Source organism: Flavobacterium sp. FlaQc-57, from assembly GCF_044007395.1.
GTDB lineage: Bacteria > Bacteroidota > Bacteroidia > Flavobacteriales > Flavobacteriaceae > Flavobacterium.
The window spans coordinates 25,591-45,330 of record NZ_JBIPDA010000009.1 but is presented as its reverse complement, the minus strand read 5'-3'; the positions used below and the strand labels follow the sequence as shown (position 1 = coordinate 45,330).

The window sequence follows — 19,740 nt, the reverse complement described above, 5'->3', positions numbered from 1 at the left end:
TTTTAAAAATCCTTTTCGATAACAGGGTATTTGTATTCTAAAATTGACTTTAAAACTTCTGGATTTGAATTGACATAAAATACTGGGTCGCTTTTAGAGTTGTCTGTGAAACCCACATTTTCACGCAAAATATTTTGAGTTTGCCTCGCAACCGCCTCGCCGGAATCAATGATCTGAATGTGTTCTGGAAGGATTTTTTTAATCTGTGGAATTAGATACGGGTAGTGGCTACAACCCAAAACCAGATAGTCAATATTTGCATCAATCATAGGTTGCAAATAAGATTCGAGTAATTGTGTCATCTCTGGCGAATTTAAATTGCCATCTTCAATTAGTTGAACAAGTCCATAACCTACTTGTTCAATTATTTTGGTGTTTTGAAACATTTCTGCTGTCTTATTAAACAGCTCGCTATTTAGGGTTCCTTTTGTTGCTAAGATACCAATGACTTGTGTCTTCGAATTGTTTGCTGCCGGTTTTATAGCAGGCTCAATTCCGATAAAAGGAATGTCATAATCTTCACGAAGTTCTCGAATGGCATTTGTTGTTGCTGTATTACAGGCTACAACGATAAGTTTGCAATTTTGTTCGAGTAAAAAGTCAACATTTTTTTTACTTAAAGCAACAATCTCTTCCTTGGTTCTTTGGCCATATGGAGCATTTTTACTATCGGCTAAATAAATAGTCTGTTCGTTTGGAAGTAGGTCATGAATGGCGCTCCAGATGGAAGTTCCTCCAATACCAGAATCAAAAACGCCTATAGGATTGTTGTTCGTCATAATACAAATTTAGTGTTTTTTGAAATAAATTGATATTCCAATTTAAAGGAAATCTGCGAATTTTTTAGATTTTTAATCTTATTTTATTGTAAAAAAAAACTGTCCAAACTTTTAAAAAGCTTGAACAGTTTTAATTGAAAGAAATTCGTTTTTTAGAATCCTAAATCTTTTTTTACATCAGCAGTAATGTTTGGACCATCAGCTAATAAAAGAGTAGAACCATCTAATACATATTGGAAACCTTTAGCTTTTCCAACTTTTTGGATAGAAGCTCTTACTTTTTCCATTAATGGTTTTACGATGTCAGTTTCTTTTTGTTGCAATTCTTTTTGAGCATTGTCTCTGTAGTCAACAATTCTCTTTTGCATGTCTTGTACTTCTTTAGAACGGTCTGTATTAACCGCCTCAGTTACAGTTGTAGCTTCAGCTTCGTACTTTTTGATTTTTACTTGATATTCGTCAACCATTTTTTTGTATTCTGCATCATATGTACCACTTAATTTTTGTAGTTGATTTTGTGCATCTAGCATTGCAGGCATTTTCGACATAATCTCGCTAACATCAACATGAGCTACCTTAGCTTGTGCGTTCATTGTGTTACTTGCTCCTAAAATTAGTATTGCAGCAATTAGTAAAGTTTTGATTTGTTTCATCATTTTTAAAAATATTAATTAATTATTGGTCGTATTTGTTTTTTGTGTTTCGGCTTCTTTTGCTTTTTTAGCCGCTTCTCTTTCTTCTAAAATTTTCTTCCTTCTTTCTTCTAATTCTTTTTTACGCTGTTCGTAAAGTTTTTGTCTTTCTGCAGCTTTATCAACAGCAGGTTCAGTTGTTGTCGGTGTTCCTGCATCAGCTGGTTTTGCTGTGGCATCAGTTTTTGTTGCTTCTGTTTTAGCAGGTTCAGAAACCGTGCCATTTTTTTTAGCTTCTCTTTCTGCGGCAATTGCTTTTCTTCTGTCGTCGTATTCTTTTTTCTTAGCTTCTTGTTCTAATCGCCTATCTTCAATTAATTTTTCTCTGGCAGCTCTTTTCTCATCTAATACTTTTTGACGATCTTGTAATGCCGGATTTTCATCAATCGCGTTTTCTTTACTTTCTTTTATTTCCTGATCTTTTAACTGTTTTTTAGTTAATTGCTCACGCTTGTCAGTTCTGTTTAGAATACGAATAACCTGATCGCTAATGTCAAATTTTTTATTGCTAAAAAGCATTGTTAAATCTGAAGATTTGTCAAAAACAAAATCATAACTTTTTGCTTCAGCGATATCTTGAACCGCAGTAAAAACCTGGTCTTGAATAGGCTTGGCTAATGCTGCTTTTTGATGAATTAGATTTCCATCAGCTCCAAATTGCTTTTGCTGATAATCTAGCATTTCATCTTCTAGAAATTTTATCTCAGTTTCTCTTTCATCAATAAGTTCTTTAGTAAGTAAAGCTCTTTCAGCTTTAAGACTTTCTTTAAGTTTATTAATGTCAAGTTTCTTTGCTTCTATTTCTTGTTTCCACTTTTGAGCTTTTAACTCTAATTGTGCTTTAGCTTCTTTATAATCAGAAACATTTTCCAAAATATATTCCATGTCGATGTAGCCAATCCTTGTTGTTCTCGTTTGAGCATCAATTGTATTTGCTGCAATCAGGGCTAAAAATATAAATAAAAATTGTTTTCTCATAACATTAGTTTATTTCAAAATTTCAAACAAATGTACTAAAATTTCTACTAAAACTGTTGTCCAATAATAAAGTGAATTTCTTTACCATGTGCTTTAGTTTCTCCAGGTTGAGGATCAAAACCATAACCCCAATCAATACCTAATAATCCAAATGCTGGCATGAATACACGTAAACCAACACCAGCTGAGCGGTTCAAATCAAATGGGTTATAATCCTTAAACGTTGGATAAGATGATCCAGCCTCTAAAAAGGCCAATGCATAAATCGACGCAGAAGATTTTAATGTAATTGGATAACGTAACTCCATAGAGAATTTATTATAGATCGTTGCTCCAATTGGATCTCCATTTGCATTTACAGGAGTTAAAGCATTGTTTTCATAACCTCTTAACTGAATAGTTTCTCTACCATCCATAGAATAATTGGCCATACCGTCTCCTCCTAAGTAGAAACGTTCAAATGGTACAACTCCTCTTGATTGATCGTAAGCTCCTAAGAAACCAAACTCTGTTAACGTTCTTAGAACTAATTTACCATAAATTTTAGTATACCAGTCTGCTTTAAATTTAACTTTATAGTACTCTAACCAGTTGTATTTCTTTTGATCTACTTTTCCTTGATCAGTATCTGCATTTGCATAATCAGATCCAACACTTACTGTTCCTGTTTGACCGTTTACTGTTTCAGTTTTTACATAATCACCAGGATTAAGCGGTTGTCCATCTACACCAGAAGTCGGTACTCCTGTATATTGTGACTTGTACTCTTTTTGATTTTGTAAATCACCATAATCAATACCATTAAACAATGAGTAAGGAGGAGTTACTTTTGCCGAAATACTAAACTCTGAACCATAAGTTGGGAATATTGGGTTAACCCCTTTATTACTTCTTGACAATCCGATAGTATATGCTAAGTTTCTTGATGCTCCGTTACCAAAAGTAAATAAACCGGTGTTGTAGTTATTTAAATCATAATGTTGGTAACTAAGAGATTGTGACAATACGAAATAATCATCCGGCACAGTAAGTCTTTTTGCTAAACCAACTTGTAATGTTAAGATGTTAAAGCTTTTGCTTTTGTCTACTGTGTTAGTGGCGTAATTGTTTAAGAATTGTTTACTATATGAGATAGATGAACTAAACTGTACTGGCTTCTTTCCTCCAAACCATGGTTCAGAGAAAGATAAACTATAAGTTTGGAAGTAAGTACTTCCTTGTAAACGAAGTGCTACTTTTTGACCATCTCCCATTGGTAAAGGCTTGTATGCTTCTTTGTCAAATAATTTTCGGGCTGAGAAATTATTAAAAGATAATCCTAACGTTCCAATGAAACCACCACCACCGTAACCTCCTTGAAGCTCGACTTGGCTAGATCCTTTTTCTACAACATGATATTCGATATCTACAGTTCCTGCAGCAGCATCAACATTTTTGAATTTTGGATCAATTGCCTCAGGATCAAAAAATCCTAATTGTCCAATTTCACGAATAGTTCTAACTAATTGTTCTTTGCTATATTTTTCACCTGGCTTAGTTCTAAGCTCACGATAAATAACGTGGTCGTTTGTTTTGTCATTTCCTACAACAGATATTTTGTTGAAATAAGCAATTGGACCTTCAGTAACTCTAATTTCGAAATCGATAGTATCGTTAACCGTTTTTACCTCTACGGCATTAATATTGGAAAACAAATAACCATTGTTTTGGTATAAGTTTGTAATATCTTCTGCATCAGGTTTTGATTTGTCTGAGATTCGTTTTTCAAGTAAAACGCCGTTATAAGTTTCACCTTTCTTAATTCCTAAATAACGATTTAAAGATTGATCAGAATAAACAGTATTTCCTAAGAACTTAATATTACCAAAGTAGTATTTGTTTCCTTCTTCCATTTTAATTTTGATCCCAAGCATATTTTTCTCCTTGTTATAAGTAACAGAATCATAAATAATACGTGCATCACGATATCCTTTTTCTTTATAAGCTGCAACAACTTTTTCTAAGTCAGTCTTATATTTTTCAGGTATGAATTTAGATGATTTTAGAACACGAAGAATATTTTTTTGTTTCGTGTCTTTCATCGCAGCTCTAAGTTGATTTCCGGTAAGTTGTTTATTACCAATGAAATCAATATTGCTGATTTTTACTTTATCACCTTTGTCTACCCGAACAAGCATATTTACCTGATGACCATTAATGGTGTCGGGAGTGTTTGTAATGGTAACCTTGGTGTTGTAAAAACCGTCTTTTTTATATTTGTTTTCAATATAGTTTTTAGTTGTCGTAATTAAGTTTTCGTTGACAATTTTATTTTTAGTCAAATTGTTGTCCTTAATTAAACCTTCTACTTTACTTTTCTTAATACCAACAAATTTGACTTCGTTTAGCTTTGGCAGCTCAACAATGTCTAAGTCTAGATAGATACTATCGTTTTCAATTTTATTTACGTAAAACGAAATCTCATCAAAAAGACCAAGTTTTCCTAATTTTTTAATTGCACTACTAATTTCTTCACCTGGAACAGTTATTTCCTGCCCTTTTTGAAGACCAGAGAAAGTAACCACAGTTTGTTCATTGAAGCTTATTTTACCAACAACAGAAACTTTAGCAAGAATATATTTTTTTCCTTGATCAAAAGGAACTCTTTCTTGTGCTTTTATTTGTGAAAAACTACCCAAAAGAATCAGGGTACAGACTATTTGTATTCTTTTTTGTAACACTAAAAAATTATTTAATTTGTTCACTGGTTTTTCCAAATCTACGTTCTCTTTTTTGATAACTAATAATAGCCTCATATAAATCTTGATCTTTAAAGTCTGGCCATAAGACATTAGTAAAATATAATTCTGCATAAGCTATCTGCCACAGCAAAAAATTACTTATTCTATGTTCTCCACTTGTTCTTATTAATAAATCTACGTCAGGTAAATTTTGCGTGTAAAGATGCTCATTTATAATTGAATCGTCAATAGCGTCTATTGAAATTATATTATTTTTAACTTTATCACTGATGATTCTCACGGCATTTACCAATTCTTCTCTTGATCCGTAACTTAAAGCCAGGGTTAGAGTGAGACGAGTGTTATTTTTTGTCTTGTCAATTACATCTAAAAGCTCTTTTTGAGCTGATTTTGGTAGTTTTTCAAGGTTACCAATTGCATTAAGTTTGATATTGTTTTCTTGTAAAGTACCAAGTTCTTTTTTCAAGGAATTGATTAGAATCTTCATCAATGCTTCAACTTCTAGTTTTGGACGATTCCAATTTTCAGTAGAAAAAGCATATAGCGTTAAATATTCAATGCCAAGTTTAGCACAGGTTGTAATTGTTTTTTTTACAGACTTTGTTCCGTTTTCATGGCCAAATGCCCTTAAAAAACCTTGTTGTTTTGCCCAACGACCATTCCCGTCCATAATAATGGCCAAGTGTTTGGGTAAGTTTGTGTGATCTATAGAGTCTATTAAATTCATTGTTGTTAATATGCGCAATAGCAAGGTTTTTGTCCAAAGGTATAAGTTAAAGTTACACCTGAAAAGACATACCAATCATTATTATTTAAATTTCCAAACTGGAATATGTTTGTGTTTTTTGTATTTGGATTGCTTGAATCAATGTCATCTGTAAAAGTATAACGTGCTCCAACTTCAACTCCAAGAACCAAATGCGGTGCTATGTTTGATTTTATTCCTAATATAATAGGTATAGCAAACGAATTTGAATTTTGCGAATGTACGGTGTTTGGTGTTGTTTTAAAGCGATACAACTGATCATAAATGAAAAAATTTACTCCTGAAAATACATAAGGAGTTACTTTTGGATGATAATCATGTAAATTGAAATCAAAAAAATTGAATTCTAATCCTGCAGAGAACTCTTTTATGTTGTTTTCAAAACGATAGCCTCTTTTGTTTCTTCCTGTTTCATCTGAATCAAGGTCGTTTCCAACAACAGTTGATTGTGTGTATGAAAAGCGATAGGCGTGACGCGGACTTTTGTTCCACTTGTATAAAACGCCAAAAGCTAATTTTTCCGGAGCAATATAAGTGGTACTTCCAACATCACCAACAAAGTTGCTTCCACCAAGAAAAACACCAAGCTCGTTGATTTGAGCATTTAGTGTAATAAAGGGGAAAAAACATAACAATAAATTAAAAATTTTCTTCATTTAATTCAAAATTGCGTGCAAATATAATAATTATCGATACGAATCAACGTTCCTTTAGTTAAATGTGCTTTTTTTTCAATTTACAATATGATTTCGAGACATTTAATGATGATTCGCTACATGCAGAACGGGAAAATGTGGTATTATCGTATAGTGATGAGTTAGAAAAGAGCTTAATTTCTCTTGTCTTCTCCCCAAAGCAATTTATTTCTTAGTGTTTTTAAGAAAGTCTCGCCTGGTATCTCGACCATTTTTATTTTAAAATCGGTTTTTTTAATCTTTAAAATTGATTCGTTTTTTATAGAAGTAATTCTAGAGTCTAAAGAAACTAAATACTGATCTTCTCTACCTGTAACACGAAGTTTGATTTCAGTGTCATCTGGTATAACAAGTGGTCTGGCATTTAAATTGTGTGGTGCAATTGGTGTAATGACTAAACTTTCAACATTTGGTGTTAGAATTGGTCCGCCACAACTTAATGAATATCCTGTTGAGCCTGTTGGTGTTGAAATTATTAATCCGTCTGCCCAATATGAATTTAGGTATTCATTGTTTAAATAAGTTTCAACAGTGATCATCGAAGTAGTATCTTTTCTGCTCACTGTAACTTCATTCATTGCGAAGTTTAAGCTGTCTTCAATTGCATCATTTTTTGGTTCGCAGGTTAAACTCAGCAAAGTTCTCTCAGAAATGGTGTAGTTTTTATCAATAGTAAATTGTAAAAAATTGTCAATACTTTCTTTAGGGACAGTTGCTAAAAATCCAAGTCTTCCGGCATTTATACCTAATATAGGTACACCGGAATTTCGAACTAAAGTAGCGGCTCTTAAAATTGTTCCGTCACCACCAATACTAATTAGCATTTCAAAGCTATCATCCAAAGAGGTATTTGAAGAAAAGGTTTTGTATTCCTTTTTAACAAGCTCTTTTTCGTAAAGCATTTTTAGAAAGTTCTCTTCAATTACCATTTCGACATTATTCTTGTTGAAGAACATAAAAATATCTTTGATAATGGGCTCTGTACTGTTTTGATAATACTGTCCGTAAATGGCTACTTTCATTCTGTTTAATTAGATAATGAGGAAATTTGTTAATTTGATAATTTATTAGTTGAGATCATTTTCTAATTTTCTCATTGACCAATTTTCTAATTTAAATATTAAGGTATTTGTCTAAATAATCAGAACGTTCTTTTAAGCTATTGATATAAGCGTCTTCCTGATGTTCTGAGATGATTTCGTAATTGTAACGTCTAAAAGTCTGGATGATTTCATTCATTGGACCAACACCAATTTTTATTGTAATTTGAACGTTTTCCAGATCGGCTTCAGATATAAAACAGCCTAGAATTTTTCCATTATTACTTTCTACAATTTGCGTTACCTGCCCCATAGAATAATCTAAAAGACCTTTTTGTACAATAATAATTCCGCCTTGTTCTTTTAGAAATGGAGTTTCCTGAAAAAACTTCATGATGTCCTCGATTTCATAATATCCAATATAAATATTATTTTCATCAAGAACCGGAATTACATTAGTATGACTTTTAGCAAAAACTTCCAAAACATCTAGCCACAACATAGATTTTCTAGCAAAAAAACGTTCTAAGGTATATTTGTAGTCAATCGCTTTTTTGTCTGCGTCAAAAGTTTCAACATCATCAGAAGCGATACTTCCAATGAAAATCCCGTTTTCCAAAACTGGAAAATGTGAAAAATTCAAATCAGCAAAAAAGTCCTGAACCGAGGATATCGTTTCCTGACTATCAATCGCTCTGAAATCATTGGTGATATAGTTTGTAATTTCTGTCATAAATCAATTGAAGATATTTCATGCAAAATAATCAAAAAATAGCAAAAACTGCTACGTTTTACTTTGTATTTTTGTCGTAACAAATATAGTGTTACTAGAATTAATTATCTATTTATATGACAAAGTTAAGTGTAAATATCAATAAAATTGCAACCCTGCGAAATGCACGTGGCGGAAATGTTCCTGATTTACTAAAAGTGGCTGCCGACATTCAGAATTTTGGAGGCCAGGGAATCACAATTCATCCGCGTCCGGACGAGCGTCACATTCGCTATCAGGATGCACGCGATTTAAAAGCAATTGTTCACACCGAATATAATATTGAAGGAAATCCGCAACATAATTTTATCGATTTGGTTTTAGAATGTAAACCGACTCAGGTAACATTGGTTCCGGATGCCATTGGAGCTATCACATCGTCAGCAGGTTGGGATACAATTGCAAATCAATCGTATTTGACTGAGGTTATTCAGGAATTTCAGCGCAACGGAATCAGAACTTCGATTTTTGTTGATCCGGTTTTAGAAATCATCGAAGGAGCTAAAAAAACAGGAACAGATAGAATTGAATTGTATACAGAAGCTTTTGCGCATCAATATGGTTTAGGAAATAAAAACGGAATCGATCCTTATATTGAAGCTGCAAAATTGGCAAACGAATTAGATTTAGGTATCAATGCAGGTCACGATTTGAGTCTGGATAATATTCAGTTTTTTAAACAAAATATTCCGGGTTTACTAGAAGTTTCTATTGGCCACGCTTTGATAGCAGAAGCGCTTTATCTTGGTTTGGAAAATGTAGTGAATATGTATTTAAATAAGTTGAAGTAATATTAAAGAAATTAAACAATTATAACCTGATACAATTGGGTTATAATTGTGTATTTTCGCACTTTTCTTATTAAAAGCCAAGTGTCAAAATTAATAACCCTATCTCTATTTCTTTGTTTTTTCAATGTATTTGCGCAATCTAAAGCCAACATACTCGGAAATATAAAATCTTCTGAAAATGAAAATCTGGTTGGTGCCAGTGTTTCTTTAGAAAATAATAATCAGCATTATTACACCGTATCGGACACTATTGGTGGTTTCTCTCAAAATATTTCTTTAGGGCAAGTTAGAATAACCATTAATCAATTGGGTTTTCTTAAAAAATCTATCAATTTTAATTTGGTGACGGATACCATAATTTCTATTGTACTAGAAAAAGATATTTCACTTTTAAAAGAAGTTGTTGTATCTAATGATAAAAAAAGAGGCATTACAACTTTATCCGGAGGTAAGTTATCTTTCAATTTAAAAGAGTTGTCAGCAGTTCCAACTGTGTTGGGAACTACAGATATTATAAAACTTTTACAATTGACTCCAGGTGTTCAGAATTCCGGAGATGCAAACGGCTATTTATATGTGCGAGGTGGAGATCCCGGGCATAATGCTATTTTATACGACGGAACTCCTGTATATGGAATGTCGCATTTATTGGGTATTTTTCCTTTTTATAATGCGGATCATATTAAGGAGGTCGAATTTGATAAATCAAGCTCAAATGCAAAATATGGCGGACGATTAAGTTCTACAACACTTTTGATTCCAAATAAAAAACTACCTTCTGAATTTGCTGTTCAGGGAAATGTAGGGATTTTAGCTTCGCAATTGAATTTGGCAATTCCTATATCTGAGAAAAATGGAATTTATATTTCAGGAAGAAAAACGTATATTGATGAAATTGTTGCGCCATTGTTAAAATCCGGTTCAAAAAACAATGATGTTCAGGATATGAAATATGGTTTTTCAGATGTAAATTTTACCTTTCTGTCCCAAATCTCAAAGAATAATTTATTTTCTATCGATGCTTTTATTAGCGGAGATAAATTGAAGATTATAGATGATAATCTTGCTTTACGGACCAGTTTAAATTGGAGTAATTTTACCGTTTCACCAAGTTTGATTACGACACTTTCGCCTACGGTAAGTATGTCAAATTCGATTTATTTTAGTCAGTATTCTAATGAGCTAAATATGGAACAGGCAACAATTCAGTTTGGAGTTTCGTCTTATGTAAAGGATTTTGGCTTTACAAATTCGTTTCGTTATTCGATCAGGAATATTCCTTTTGAATCTGGATTGCAATATGTGTATCACGATTTACAGCCGCAAAAAGTAAATGTTGAGAATCTGACTTCTAATAATACTTCGCAAAACAGCATAATTTATTCAAATGAAGCGGCAGTTTTTACTACAGCAAAACCAAAAATATTTGATAATTTAATTGCCGAATTAGGCCTTAGGATTAATTATTATACTTCAGGATCTAATAATTCTTATTTGCATTTTCAGCCTCGCGTGATGTTGAATTATTATCCAAATGACAAATATTCATTTTATGCTTCCTATAATAAGCAATATCAATATTTAAGTTTAATTACGACTTCGAGTGTTGGAATTCCGACTGATTTTTGGATTGCCAGTTCAGATGGCGTAAAACCACAATCTTCAAACGAATTTTCAATTGGTTCAAATCAGAATATCTCAAGGAATTTTAGTTCGTCTATTGGAGGGTTTTACCGTTCGATGAAAGATTTGCTTGAATATCCGTATGGGATTACGCAGTTTAATGAAACAACAACACTGAAAAACGATTTGTTGGTTGGGAACGGAAAAGCGTATGGATTTGAAATGATGCTGAGAAAAAATAACGGAAAATTTACCGGTTGGCTAAGTTATACTTTGAGTTGGTCTGATCGAAATTTTGACGAACTGAATAACGGGAAAACTTATTTTGCAAAATACGACCGTCGCCATAATCTTTCGCTGGTTGGTATGTACGATTTGAATCCGAAGTGGAATTTTGGTATTACGCAGATATTCAGTTCGGGAAATCGTTTTACAATGCCAACTTCATGGTATTTTATCAATAATAATCCCGTCAAAGAATATTCAGAATATAATAATGCGCAAATGCCAAATTATATCAGAACAGATCTTTCGGTAAATTACTTTTTTATAAAAACAAATAAAAAAGAAAGCGCTTTGAACTTTTCCATTTACAATACTTTCAATTTAGAGAATCCAATTTATGTGGTGCTAAATGTAGAGGTAAATAAAGATAAAAGCAGCGTGGTGGTAAAACAGGAAGAGAAGGTTTTGTACCGGATTTTACCTTCGATAAGTTGGCGATTTAAATTTTAAAAGATGAAAAAACATATACTATTTCTTTTTGCTGTAATAATATGGGGTTGTTCTAAAGATGATTTTGCTGAAAAAAGCATAGAATCTAAAATTGTAGTTGAAGGCTGGATTGAGGAAGGTGATTATGCTCAGGTTTTATTGTCGAGTAGTATTCCGGTTACAGATGTTATTGATTCGACAAATGTTTTGAATCACGTTATCAGATCTGCAAAAATCACGATTTCTGACGGACAAAATTCAGAAGTTTTAAAGGTCAAAAATGATAAAAACCGAGTGCCACCATTTGTCTATTTTGGAACTAATTTAAAAGGAGAAGCGGGAAAAGAATATTCGCTTAAAATTGAATATTTGAATCGTGTAGTACAAGCTGTAACAAGAATTCCTAAATCGGTCCAATTAAAAAGTGCGGAGTATATAAAAAAGGTAGAAACAGATACAACTGGTTATGTTTTTGTAAAATTTGATGATCCTTTAAACGAAAAAAACTACTATCAGATCGCAACAAAAATTGATGGAGAGGAGCCTATTTTTGTTCTGTCATTTTATGGAAATTTAGATGATAAAAATTTTGAGACAACTTCAATATCGTTGCAAATAAACAGAGGTGTTTTGTTGTTTCCTAAAACTAAATTTACGCCTTATTTTGCTGACGGAGATTTGATTCATGTAAAATTAAGAACCCAGAATAAAGATGCATTGGATTTCTGGAACAGCTGGCAAAACGAAATTGTAAACAGTAAAAATCCTATATATCCATCAAATACAAGTTTAAAATCGAATATAAATGGCGGAATTGGTATTTGGGCAGGATACGGACAAAGTACTCTGATTGTAAAAACGCCTGCAAAAAAATAAAGCCGATTTGAATTATTTCAAATCGGCTTTAGCTGTAATTTTAAAAGCTATTATTTGTTGAATGCTTTTACGAAATCATCAAATTTAGTTTCTAACTTGTCAAAACCTTCAGAGAAATAAGCGCTCATTTCTACCTCAGTTTTATCGCTGAATTTTAAATAATTTACTGAATTGTAATACTGAACTGAAGATCCTGAATTTCCTTCTTTTTCTGCATACTGAACAATATCTGCGATTTTAGTTCCGTCTTTTTTAGAAACTAAAATTAACTTCATGTTTTTATTGAAACTAGCAACTTCGCCTTCTGTTGTTTTTTTGTAATAATTACTTAAGTCAGCAGCATAAGTTGGAGAGTTATAGTTAGTAGGGCGAACTACAGATTTTTCTAATGCAGCTTCATCAGCGGCAGCAGTAGCTAAATCCATATCAGCAACAATAACAAAATTGTCCATTAATTGGATTAATCCATTTGCTTTTCCTCTGTATTGAACAAGTGCATCATTATCAATCAAAGCATCGATGTTTGCATTGCTTCCAGCATTAAAATCAACTAAAGATTTTCCGTTGTAAGTAAAAATAGCTTTTGAAGTATTTTCAACGCCTTTTTTACCACTCATTTCCCAAGTATAACCATCGTTAAGTACCATTTTGTATGCAAACTCATCCGGCGATACATTTTTGTTAGAATACTTAGCTGTTTGTGTAAACGTTGCTGATTGTTTGTCGTCTATTGTTAAAACAGCATCTGATGACGTAGGAAGAAAAATTGAGTCATATATGTCTTTCCCTCCATTAGGCGAATAAACGTAGCTGTCATAATATTTAACTTTAACATCAGAAGAAACTCCTTTTGCAGAAAGTATTGCATTATTTGCAGTTTGCGTTGATTTAGCAGGGAAAACAAATTTCAATTCTGTAGTTGAAGCTGTTTTAACCCAAATTTTTGAAGTGTTATTCCAAGTATATATACCATAAACTCCAGAAATGTTTAAGATGTCCTCAACTTTATTGTCATTTTTTCCGCTAAAAATGTCGACTTGGTTTAGATCTAATAATCTGTTTAAGTTTTCTATAGCTTCAATCGCACTTGAACTTTTCGATTTGTCTAATTGAGTTAACATTTCATTAGCTTCAGCTTCTAATTTGATTTTTTGGTCTGCCGGAGATAATTTAGAGTAAGGTTGTTTAACGATGTTTGCAATTTGCTCCGATAAAGTTTCCTTTGTAGTTTCAGAGCTGTCGTCGCTTGAACATGAGATTGTAAGTTGCGATACAACTAAAGATAATAATACAAATTTTTTAATCATGGTTATAGATTTAATTAAATGAATAAAATAAGGTTTTTTCTTACTTAATTTTGAGTTGCAAGATACATTTTACGATTGAAACGCCATTACGTAAAACCGTAAAGCCGTAATTTTTTATGTGTTAAAATTTACTTTTAAAAATGATTTTATAGAAGTTGTTCTGTTAGAGATTGATAGATTAGTTTTTTACCTTTGTATTATATTTCAAAAATTAAAGTTTAGATGTTATACTCAAAAATAGAAGGTGAAGGAAAACCATTTATCATCATGCACGGGTTTCTTGGCATGTCTGATAACTGGAAAACACTTGCAGGACAATATGTAGAAGCCGGATTTCAAGTTCATATTTTAGATTTACGTAATCATGGACGCAGTTTTCATTCAGATGAGTGGTCTTATGAAGCAATGGTACAAGATGTATTTGAATATTGTCAGGAAAATCAATTGTCAAAGATTGATATTTTAGGACATTCAATGGGCGGAAAAGTGGCAATGCTTTTTGCAACCACACATCCTGAAATTGTAGACAAATTAATTGTGGCTGATATTGGTCCTAAATTTTACAAACAACATCATCAGGATATTTTGGCAGGTTTAAATGCAGTCGATTTTTCGGTTAAACCAAGTCGAAATGATGTTGAAGCAATAGTGGCGCAATATGTTTCGGATTTTGGAACAAGACAGTTTTTACTAAAAAATCTTTATTGGAAAGAGCCGGGACAATTAGCATTCCGATTTAATCTGGCTGTTTTTAATAATAATCTGGAGGCTATTGGAAAAGCTTTGGCTGATGATTTGGTTTTTGATAAACCAACCTTGTTTATTAGGGGCGGAGCATCAGGTTATATTTTAGATTCGGATTTTGATGCAATTCGCCAACATTTTCCAAAAGCTAAATTTGAAACAATTCCAAACGCAGGACATTGGCTTCATGCCGAAAATCCTAAGATGTTTTTTGAATTGACTACTGAGTTTTTAAAGCAGTAATTAGTTTGCTGAAATTTTATTACTTTTATTAAAACTTTAATTCAAAAAATATGAAACTATTACTTAGACTTCTTGTTACTGCAGCGCTGGTATTACTAATTGCTAATTTTCTGTCAGGTGTACATGTGGCTAGTTTTACCACAGCAATAATTGTTGCAGTTGTTTTAGGATTGCTGAATCTTTTTATAAAACCAATATTAGTAATCTTAACATTACCGGTAACAGTTGTTACTTTAGGTTTGTTTTTACTGGTTATTAATGCCATCATTATTTTGTTGTGTACTAATATTGTTGGAGGTTTTGCAGTCGATTCATTTTGGACAGCACTATTATTCAGTATTATATTGTCTATACTACAGTCTATTACTTATAAAATTGTGGGAGACGATAAATAAATCGTTATAAAAAAGATGTTTTAAATGTCTTCAAATACAATAGATTAAAAACTTGGTTGGGTTGCAAAAATTTTATAATTTTGCAACCCAATTTTATTATGTAAATTAAAGAAGAAGATGGATATTAAAAGAGTAGCAATAGACGCTGTGAACGAAACGATAGTTTTGAACGTTGTTCACATGGATTATAAAGGTCAAGTAGCAAAAAGAATAAACGAAAAAATGCCATTGGCAACCGTTAAAGGTTTTAGAAAAGGACAAGTTCCTAAGGACCTTGTTGAAAAACAATACGGAAAATCAATTAAGCAAGAAGAAGTTAAGAAAGTAGTTGATTTGGCTTTAGAGCGTTTTGTTCAATCTGAAAGATTAAATCTTTTAGGAACTCCTCTTGCTAAAGAAAACGAAAACTTTGATTGGGATGCTGAAGAACTAACTTTCGAATACGAAATTGGTTTAGTTCCAAACTTTGAAATTGATTTAGAAGCAAAAAATAATATCGTAAAATATATCGTAACGGCTGATGATAAATTAATCGATGGTCAAGTAGAGCGTATCCAAAAACAATTTGGAAAAGCAATTCCACAAGAAGTGGTTTCTGCTGATTCAGATTTAACTGGAACTTTCTCAAACGAAGAAAAAGGAATCAACAATACAACTACAATTTCTGTATCTACATTCAACAAAGCTGCTGCTGATAAATTCATCGGTAAAAAAGTTGGAGATGTTGTTACAGTAAGTACAAAAGGTTTATTCGAAGACGATCACCAATTAATGGATTACTTAAAAGTATCTCATGATGATGTTCACGGTTTAGATGTAGAGGTTAACTTTACTATCGAAGCTATCAACGGAGCTGAATTGGCAGAATTAAACCAAGAGTTATTTGATAAACTTTTTGGAGAAGGAAAAGTAGCTTCATTAGAAGATTTGAAAGCTAAAATTAAAGAAGATGCTGAAGCTCAATTCGCACAGCAAGCGGACCAAAAATTATTGTTGGACGTTCAGGATTTCTTGATCGAAAACACAAAATTTGATTTACCGTCTGAATTCCTTAAAAAATGGTTGCAAACTGTTGGAGAGAAAAAACTTTCTGCAGAAGAAGCTGAAGTTGAATACGCAAGATCTGAAAAAGGATTACGTTTTCAATTAATCGAAGGAAAAGCAATGGCACAAAGTAATATCCAAATTACATTTGAAGATTTGAAAGCTTTTACAACAAACGCTATCAAACAACAAATGGCTCAATTTGGACAAACAAATCCAACTGACGAAGAAGTTCAAGGAATTGTGGCTAGAGTTTTATCTAACCAAGAAGAAGTAAAAAGACTTTCTGAGCAAGTAGTTGCTGAAAAATTGTTAGAAGTGTTTAAAGAAAAAGCAAATCCAACAACTAAAGAAGTAACTTATGAAGAATTTATTGCTGCTTCTTACGGAGAATAATTTCTAAAAAAATAAGTATATTTGAGCGTCAGGAAAGAAATTTCTGGACGCTCATTTTTTTTGTTTCAAGTTTCAGGATTCAAGTTCTGTGCGCAACGTAGAGTAACCTGAAACTTGAAACCTGAAACAATTTCAAAAAATAAGACAAAGTGACATCCTTTATAAAGAGGTATAACCTTTGATAGAAGAATATACAATAGAACGTAAAACTTAGAACACTTAAAATATGAACTACGGTAAAGAATTTAAAAAATTTGCTACAAAGCACCAAGGAGTAAACGCAATGTACTATGACAAAATCGTAGCTGCAATGAATCCAACCAATATGACTCCATATATTATTGAAGAACGTCAGTTGAATATTTCTCAATTAGATGTGTTTTCAAGATTAATGATGGATAGAATTATCTTTTTAGGAACAGGTATTGACGATCAAATCGCTAATATCGTTCAGGCTCAGTTACTGTTTTTAGAAAGTGCTGATGCATCAAAAGATATTCAAATTTATTTAAATTCTCCTGGCGGAAGCGTTTACGCAGGATTAGGAATTTACGATACAATGCAATATATCAAACCTGACGTAGCGACAATTTGTACAGGTATGGCAGCTTCAATGGGAGCGGTATTATTATGTGCAGGTGCAGCAGGAAAACGTTCGGCTTTACCACATTCAAGAGTAATGATTCACCAGCCATCAGGAGGAGCGCAAGGAGTTGCAACTGATATGGAGATCAACTTACGTGAAATGTTGAAATTGAAAGATGAATTATATAATATCATTTCTCAACATTCAGGACAAACTTTTGATAAAGTACATAAAGATAGTGAGCGCGATTATTGGATGATTGCTGACGAAGCTAAAGAATACGGAATGATTGATGAGGTTTTGAGAAGAAGCTAAAAAAAGTTTATCTGTTTCAAGTTTCAGGTTTCAAGTTGCGATTGTTAACTTGAAACCTGAAACTTGAAACCATTTTTTTAAACTTGAAACAAAAAAATAAAAAGTTAATAAGTTACTAAGTTTTTGAGGTTTTAGTAATAAATCTCAAAAACTTAGTAGCTTTGCAGCTTAGTAACTAAAAAAGAATGGCTAAAGTAGTATTAGAATGTTCGTTTTGTGGAAGAAAAAAGCCAGAAACTAATTTATTGATTGCGGGTATTAATGCACATATCTGTGATAAGTGTATTGAACAGGCACACGGAATTGTATTAGAAGAATTAAAATCTAGCGGAAGCGCTAAACTTGTTGGGGATTTAATTTTAAAGAAACCAAAAGAAATTAGAGCTTTCTTAGATCAATATGTTATTGGGCAGGATCAGACAAAGAAAGTAATGTCGGTTGCGGTTTACAATCACTACAAACGTTTAATGCAACAGCAATTAGACGACGAAGTTGAGATTGAAAAAAGTAACATCATCATGGTGGGACAAACCGGAACAGGAAAAACATTGGTAGCAAAAACTATCGCAAAAATGTTAGATGTTCCCTTGGCTATCGTTGATGCAACAGTACTTACAGAAGCAGGTTATGTGGGTGAAGATGTCGAAAGTATTTTGACACGTTTGCTACAAGCTGCTGATTATGATGTAACCAAAGCTGAAAGAGGAATTGTTTTTATTGATGAAATAGATAAAATTGCCCGTAAGAGCGATAATCCATCAATAACACGTGATGTTTCTGGTGAAGGTGTGCAACAAGCATTATTGAAATTATTAGAAGGAACAGTTGTAAACGTGCCGCCTAAAGGAGGTCGTAAACACCCGGACCAGAAATTTGTTGAGGTAAATACTCAAAACATCTTGTTTATTGCAGGTGGAGCTTTTGATGGAGTTGAACGTATTATTTCGAAACGTTTAAACCGTCAGGCAGTTGGATATTCGACTTCAAAAAATGTGGACAATATCGACAAAGACAATCTATTGCAATATATCATTCCAAAAGATATTAAAGATTTTGGATTGATTCCGGAGATTATTGGTCGTTTACCAGTTTTAACACACATGGATCCTCTAGATAGAGAAACATTGCGTGCGATTTTGACACAACCTAAAAATGCGTTAATCAAACAATATCAAAAATTATTCTTAATGGATGATGTTGAATTTAATATTACAGATGAAGCATTAGATTTTATAGTTGATAAAGCTTTAGAATACAAATTAGGCGCCCGTGGATTACGTTCATTATGTGAGGCTATCCTAACAGACGCAATGTATGAATTACCAAGCTCAGATGATAAAGTTCTGACAATCGATAGAGATTATGCGGAACATACTTTAAGTAAAAATTTATTGAAGCGTATGGAAATTGCTTCGTAAATCTTGAAATAGCTTTGTTGAGGTTTTAAACCTTGACAATGATTAAATACTAAACCTGCTCATTTATTTGAGCAGGTTTTTTTATGTTTAATATTTTGAGTAATACTTTTCTTTCTTTGTTTAAAAGAATATATTTGATTTTTAATTATTTACGACAACAAATGATAACTGAAGTTTTAAAAAATTTAGCATATTTATATTATCCTAAAAATATATGTCCCTGGAATCAAAAGGAGCTATATTTAGAAACTTTGGAGTATAAAAGATTAAAGAAAGTAATAGATCTTTTTAATTCTGATGAAAAACAGAAATTACGAAATAGTATAAAGGCAGAGTTTGATAAAGATTTAGTCTTAAAGGATTTTCAAGATTTTTCAAGATTAGATTGGGAAGATCGTTGTTATACATTTCTTTTGAGTGTTGTTGAAGGAGGAGAATTGTGTTCGATCACTTTACATTTGAGTTTTTTAATTCCATATTATGTAATTGTGCCTAGAGTTCATACACAACAGATTATAATTTCGAAATCTAGACTCGAAGAATTGGAAAAGGAAAATTTAGATTCGAGAAAAATGAAAGATTTGATTTTCGAAGTAGAAAACATTGTTGAAAAGAAGTTGTTATATTCAAAATTTCCTAAAGAAATATTGAATTATAAAATGGAGGATATTAGTTTTCAAGATTCATATTTAGATGAATTTAAGATGTTTAATGCTTTTTTTAATAATCAAGTTTATTCAGAAATATAAAAATGATGATGAAAAAATATTTAATTTTTTTGATAACTTGTATTTCATTTCTTATTTTCTCTTGCAACAGTACTCG

18 protein-coding genes are annotated in these 19,740 nt (G+C 32.2%); 9 read left to right on the top strand and 9 right to left on the bottom strand.

The window, feature by feature from the left end:
• Nucleotides 1–2: 2 nt before the first annotated feature.
• From murI to ACHRVZ_RS21065, 8 genes are all read right to left on the bottom strand, one after another.
• A complete protein-coding gene (gene murI, locus ACHRVZ_RS21100) occupies nt 3–779 on the bottom strand; it encodes a glutamate racemase (protein ID WP_395425003.1) in 777 nt (258 codons plus the stop codon).
• 152 nt (nt 780–931) lie between these two features.
• Complete coding sequence (locus tag ACHRVZ_RS21095) at nt 932–1,435, bottom strand: OmpH family outer membrane protein (protein WP_395425002.1); 504 nt, start codon at nt 1,433–1,435, stop codon at nt 932–934.
• A 15-nt stretch (nt 1,436–1,450) separates the two neighbouring features.
• Complete coding sequence (locus tag ACHRVZ_RS21090; RefSeq protein WP_395425001.1) at nt 1,451–2,449, bottom strand: OmpH family outer membrane protein; 999 nt, start codon at nt 2,447–2,449, stop codon at nt 1,451–1,453.
• A gap of 47 nt (nt 2,450–2,496) precedes the next feature.
• Complete coding sequence (locus ACHRVZ_RS21085) at nt 2,497–5,244, bottom strand: outer membrane protein assembly factor (RefSeq protein ID WP_395425000.1); 2,748 nt, start codon at nt 5,242–5,244, stop codon at nt 2,497–2,499.
• Nucleotides 5,177–5,917, bottom strand: a complete 741-nt coding sequence (locus ACHRVZ_RS21080) for an isoprenyl transferase (RefSeq protein ID WP_395424999.1) — start codon at nt 5,915–5,917, stop codon at nt 5,177–5,179. The genes ACHRVZ_RS21085 and ACHRVZ_RS21080 overlap by 68 nt, the downstream gene beginning before the upstream one ends.
• Nucleotides 5,918–5,922: 5 nt before the next feature.
• Complete coding sequence (locus tag ACHRVZ_RS21075) at nt 5,923–6,612, bottom strand: DUF6089 family protein (protein ID WP_395424998.1); 690 nt, start codon at nt 6,610–6,612, stop codon at nt 5,923–5,925.
• 173 nt (nt 6,613–6,785) lie between these two features.
• Nucleotides 6,786–7,673, bottom strand: a complete 888-nt coding sequence (locus tag ACHRVZ_RS21070; RefSeq protein ID WP_395424997.1) for an NAD kinase — start codon at nt 7,671–7,673, stop codon at nt 6,786–6,788.
• A 91-nt stretch (nt 7,674–7,764) separates the two neighbouring features.
• Nucleotides 7,765–8,424: a CBS domain-containing protein gene (locus ACHRVZ_RS21065; protein WP_395424996.1), complete on the bottom strand. Its 660-nt coding sequence runs from the start codon at nt 8,422–8,424 to the stop codon at nt 7,765–7,767.
• A 116-nt stretch (nt 8,425–8,540) separates the two neighbouring features.
• Between ACHRVZ_RS21065 and ACHRVZ_RS21060 the strand changes: the two genes are divergently transcribed.
• The 3 genes from ACHRVZ_RS21060 (at nt 8,541) to ACHRVZ_RS21050 (ending at nt 12,467) form a co-directional block, all read left to right on the top strand.
• Complete coding sequence (locus ACHRVZ_RS21060; protein WP_395424995.1) at nt 8,541–9,254, top strand: pyridoxine 5'-phosphate synthase; 714 nt, start codon at nt 8,541–8,543, stop codon at nt 9,252–9,254.
• An 81-nt stretch (nt 9,255–9,335) separates the two neighbouring features.
• The gene (locus ACHRVZ_RS21055) at nt 9,336–11,612 is read left to right on the top strand and encodes a TonB-dependent receptor plug domain-containing protein (RefSeq protein ID WP_395424994.1); all 2,277 of its coding nucleotides are present in this window, start codon (nt 9,336–9,338) and stop codon (nt 11,610–11,612) included.
• A 3-nt stretch (nt 11,613–11,615) separates the two neighbouring features.
• Nucleotides 11,616–12,467, top strand: coding sequence for a DUF4249 domain-containing protein (locus ACHRVZ_RS21050; RefSeq protein WP_395424993.1), 852 nt, complete (start codon nt 11,616–11,618; stop codon nt 12,465–12,467).
• A gap of 50 nt (nt 12,468–12,517) precedes the next feature.
• Here the strand turns inward: ACHRVZ_RS21050 and ACHRVZ_RS21045 are convergent, their stop codons facing one another.
• The gene (locus ACHRVZ_RS21045; RefSeq protein ID WP_395424992.1) at nt 12,518–13,774 is read right to left on the bottom strand and encodes a hypothetical protein; all 1,257 of its coding nucleotides are present in this window, start codon (nt 13,772–13,774) and stop codon (nt 12,518–12,520) included.
• Nucleotides 13,775–13,996: 222 nt separating this feature from the next.
• On the opposite strand from ACHRVZ_RS21045, the gene ACHRVZ_RS21040 reads away from it, so the two are divergent.
• The 6 genes from ACHRVZ_RS21040 (at nt 13,997) to ACHRVZ_RS21015 (ending at nt 19,664) form a co-directional block, all read left to right on the top strand.
• Nucleotides 13,997–14,761: an alpha/beta fold hydrolase gene (locus ACHRVZ_RS21040; protein ID WP_395424991.1), complete on the top strand. Its 765-nt coding sequence runs from the start codon at nt 13,997–13,999 to the stop codon at nt 14,759–14,761.
• 50 nt (nt 14,762–14,811) lie between these two features.
• The gene (locus tag ACHRVZ_RS21035; RefSeq protein WP_395424990.1) at nt 14,812–15,156 is read left to right on the top strand and encodes a phage holin family protein; all 345 of its coding nucleotides are present in this window, start codon (nt 14,812–14,814) and stop codon (nt 15,154–15,156) included.
• 117 nt (nt 15,157–15,273) lie between these two features.
• Nucleotides 15,274–16,596, top strand: a complete 1,323-nt coding sequence (locus tag ACHRVZ_RS21030; RefSeq protein ID WP_395424989.1) for a trigger factor — start codon at nt 15,274–15,276, stop codon at nt 16,594–16,596.
• A gap of 226 nt (nt 16,597–16,822) precedes the next feature.
• Nucleotides 16,823–17,497 carry an ATP-dependent Clp endopeptidase proteolytic subunit ClpP gene (gene clpP / locus ACHRVZ_RS21025; protein ID WP_041517620.1) on the top strand — a complete coding sequence of 225 codons (675 nt, stop codon included), beginning with the start codon at nt 16,823–16,825 and terminating at the stop codon, nt 17,495–17,497.
• Between the two features lie 185 nt (nt 17,498–17,682).
• Nucleotides 17,683–18,915 (top strand): ATP-dependent Clp protease ATP-binding subunit ClpX, encoded by a 1,233-nt coding sequence (clpX, locus tag ACHRVZ_RS21020; protein ID WP_395424988.1) that lies wholly within the window; start codon nt 17,683–17,685, stop codon nt 18,913–18,915.
• Between the two features lie 161 nt (nt 18,916–19,076).
• On the top strand, nt 19,077–19,664 hold the full coding sequence (locus tag ACHRVZ_RS21015; RefSeq protein ID WP_395424987.1) for a hypothetical protein: 588 nt from the start codon (nt 19,077–19,079) through the stop codon (nt 19,662–19,664).
• Nucleotides 19,665–19,740: the final 76 nt, after the last annotated feature.

Excerpts from the sequence above, each read along its gene's own strand:
- murI (WP_395425003.1), bottom strand. The coding sequence starts at position 779 with ATGACGAACAACAATCCTATAGGCGTTTTTGATTCTGGTATTGGAGGA.
- ACHRVZ_RS21095 (WP_395425002.1), bottom strand. The coding sequence starts at position 1,435 with ATGATGAAACAAATCAAAACTTTACTAATTGCTGCAATACTAATTTTA.
- ACHRVZ_RS21090 (WP_395425001.1), bottom strand. The coding sequence starts at position 2,449 with ATGAGAAAACAATTTTTATTTATATTTTTAGCCCTGATTGCAGCAAAT.
- ACHRVZ_RS21085 (WP_395425000.1), bottom strand. The coding sequence starts at position 5,244 with ATGAGGCTATTATTAGTTATCAAAAAAGAGAACGTAGATTTGGAAAAA.
- ACHRVZ_RS21080 (WP_395424999.1), bottom strand. The coding sequence starts at position 5,917 with ATGAATTTAATAGACTCTATAGATCACACAAACTTACCCAAACACTTG.
- ACHRVZ_RS21075 (WP_395424998.1), bottom strand. The coding sequence starts at position 6,612 with ATGAAGAAAATTTTTAATTTATTGTTATGTTTTTTCCCCTTTATTACA.
- ACHRVZ_RS21070 (WP_395424997.1), bottom strand. The coding sequence starts at position 7,673 with ATGAAAGTAGCCATTTACGGACAGTATTATCAAAACAGTACAGAGCCC.
- ACHRVZ_RS21065 (WP_395424996.1), bottom strand. The coding sequence starts at position 8,424 with ATGACAGAAATTACAAACTATATCACCAATGATTTCAGAGCGATTGAT.
- ACHRVZ_RS21060 (WP_395424995.1), top strand. The coding sequence starts at position 8,541 with ATGACAAAGTTAAGTGTAAATATCAATAAAATTGCAACCCTGCGAAAT.
- ACHRVZ_RS21050 (WP_395424993.1), top strand. The coding sequence starts at position 11,616 with ATGAAAAAACATATACTATTTCTTTTTGCTGTAATAATATGGGGTTGT.
- ACHRVZ_RS21045 (WP_395424992.1), bottom strand. The coding sequence starts at position 13,774 with ATGATTAAAAAATTTGTATTATTATCTTTAGTTGTATCGCAACTTACA.
- ACHRVZ_RS21040 (WP_395424991.1), top strand. The coding sequence starts at position 13,997 with ATGTTATACTCAAAAATAGAAGGTGAAGGAAAACCATTTATCATCATG.
- ACHRVZ_RS21035 (WP_395424990.1), top strand. The coding sequence starts at position 14,812 with ATGAAACTATTACTTAGACTTCTTGTTACTGCAGCGCTGGTATTACTA.
- ACHRVZ_RS21030 (WP_395424989.1), top strand. The coding sequence starts at position 15,274 with ATGGATATTAAAAGAGTAGCAATAGACGCTGTGAACGAAACGATAGTT.
- clpP (WP_041517620.1), top strand. The coding sequence starts at position 16,823 with ATGAACTACGGTAAAGAATTTAAAAAATTTGCTACAAAGCACCAAGGA.
- clpX (WP_395424988.1), top strand. The coding sequence starts at position 17,683 with ATGGCTAAAGTAGTATTAGAATGTTCGTTTTGTGGAAGAAAAAAGCCA.
- ACHRVZ_RS21015 (WP_395424987.1), top strand. The coding sequence starts at position 19,077 with ATGATAACTGAAGTTTTAAAAAATTTAGCATATTTATATTATCCTAAA.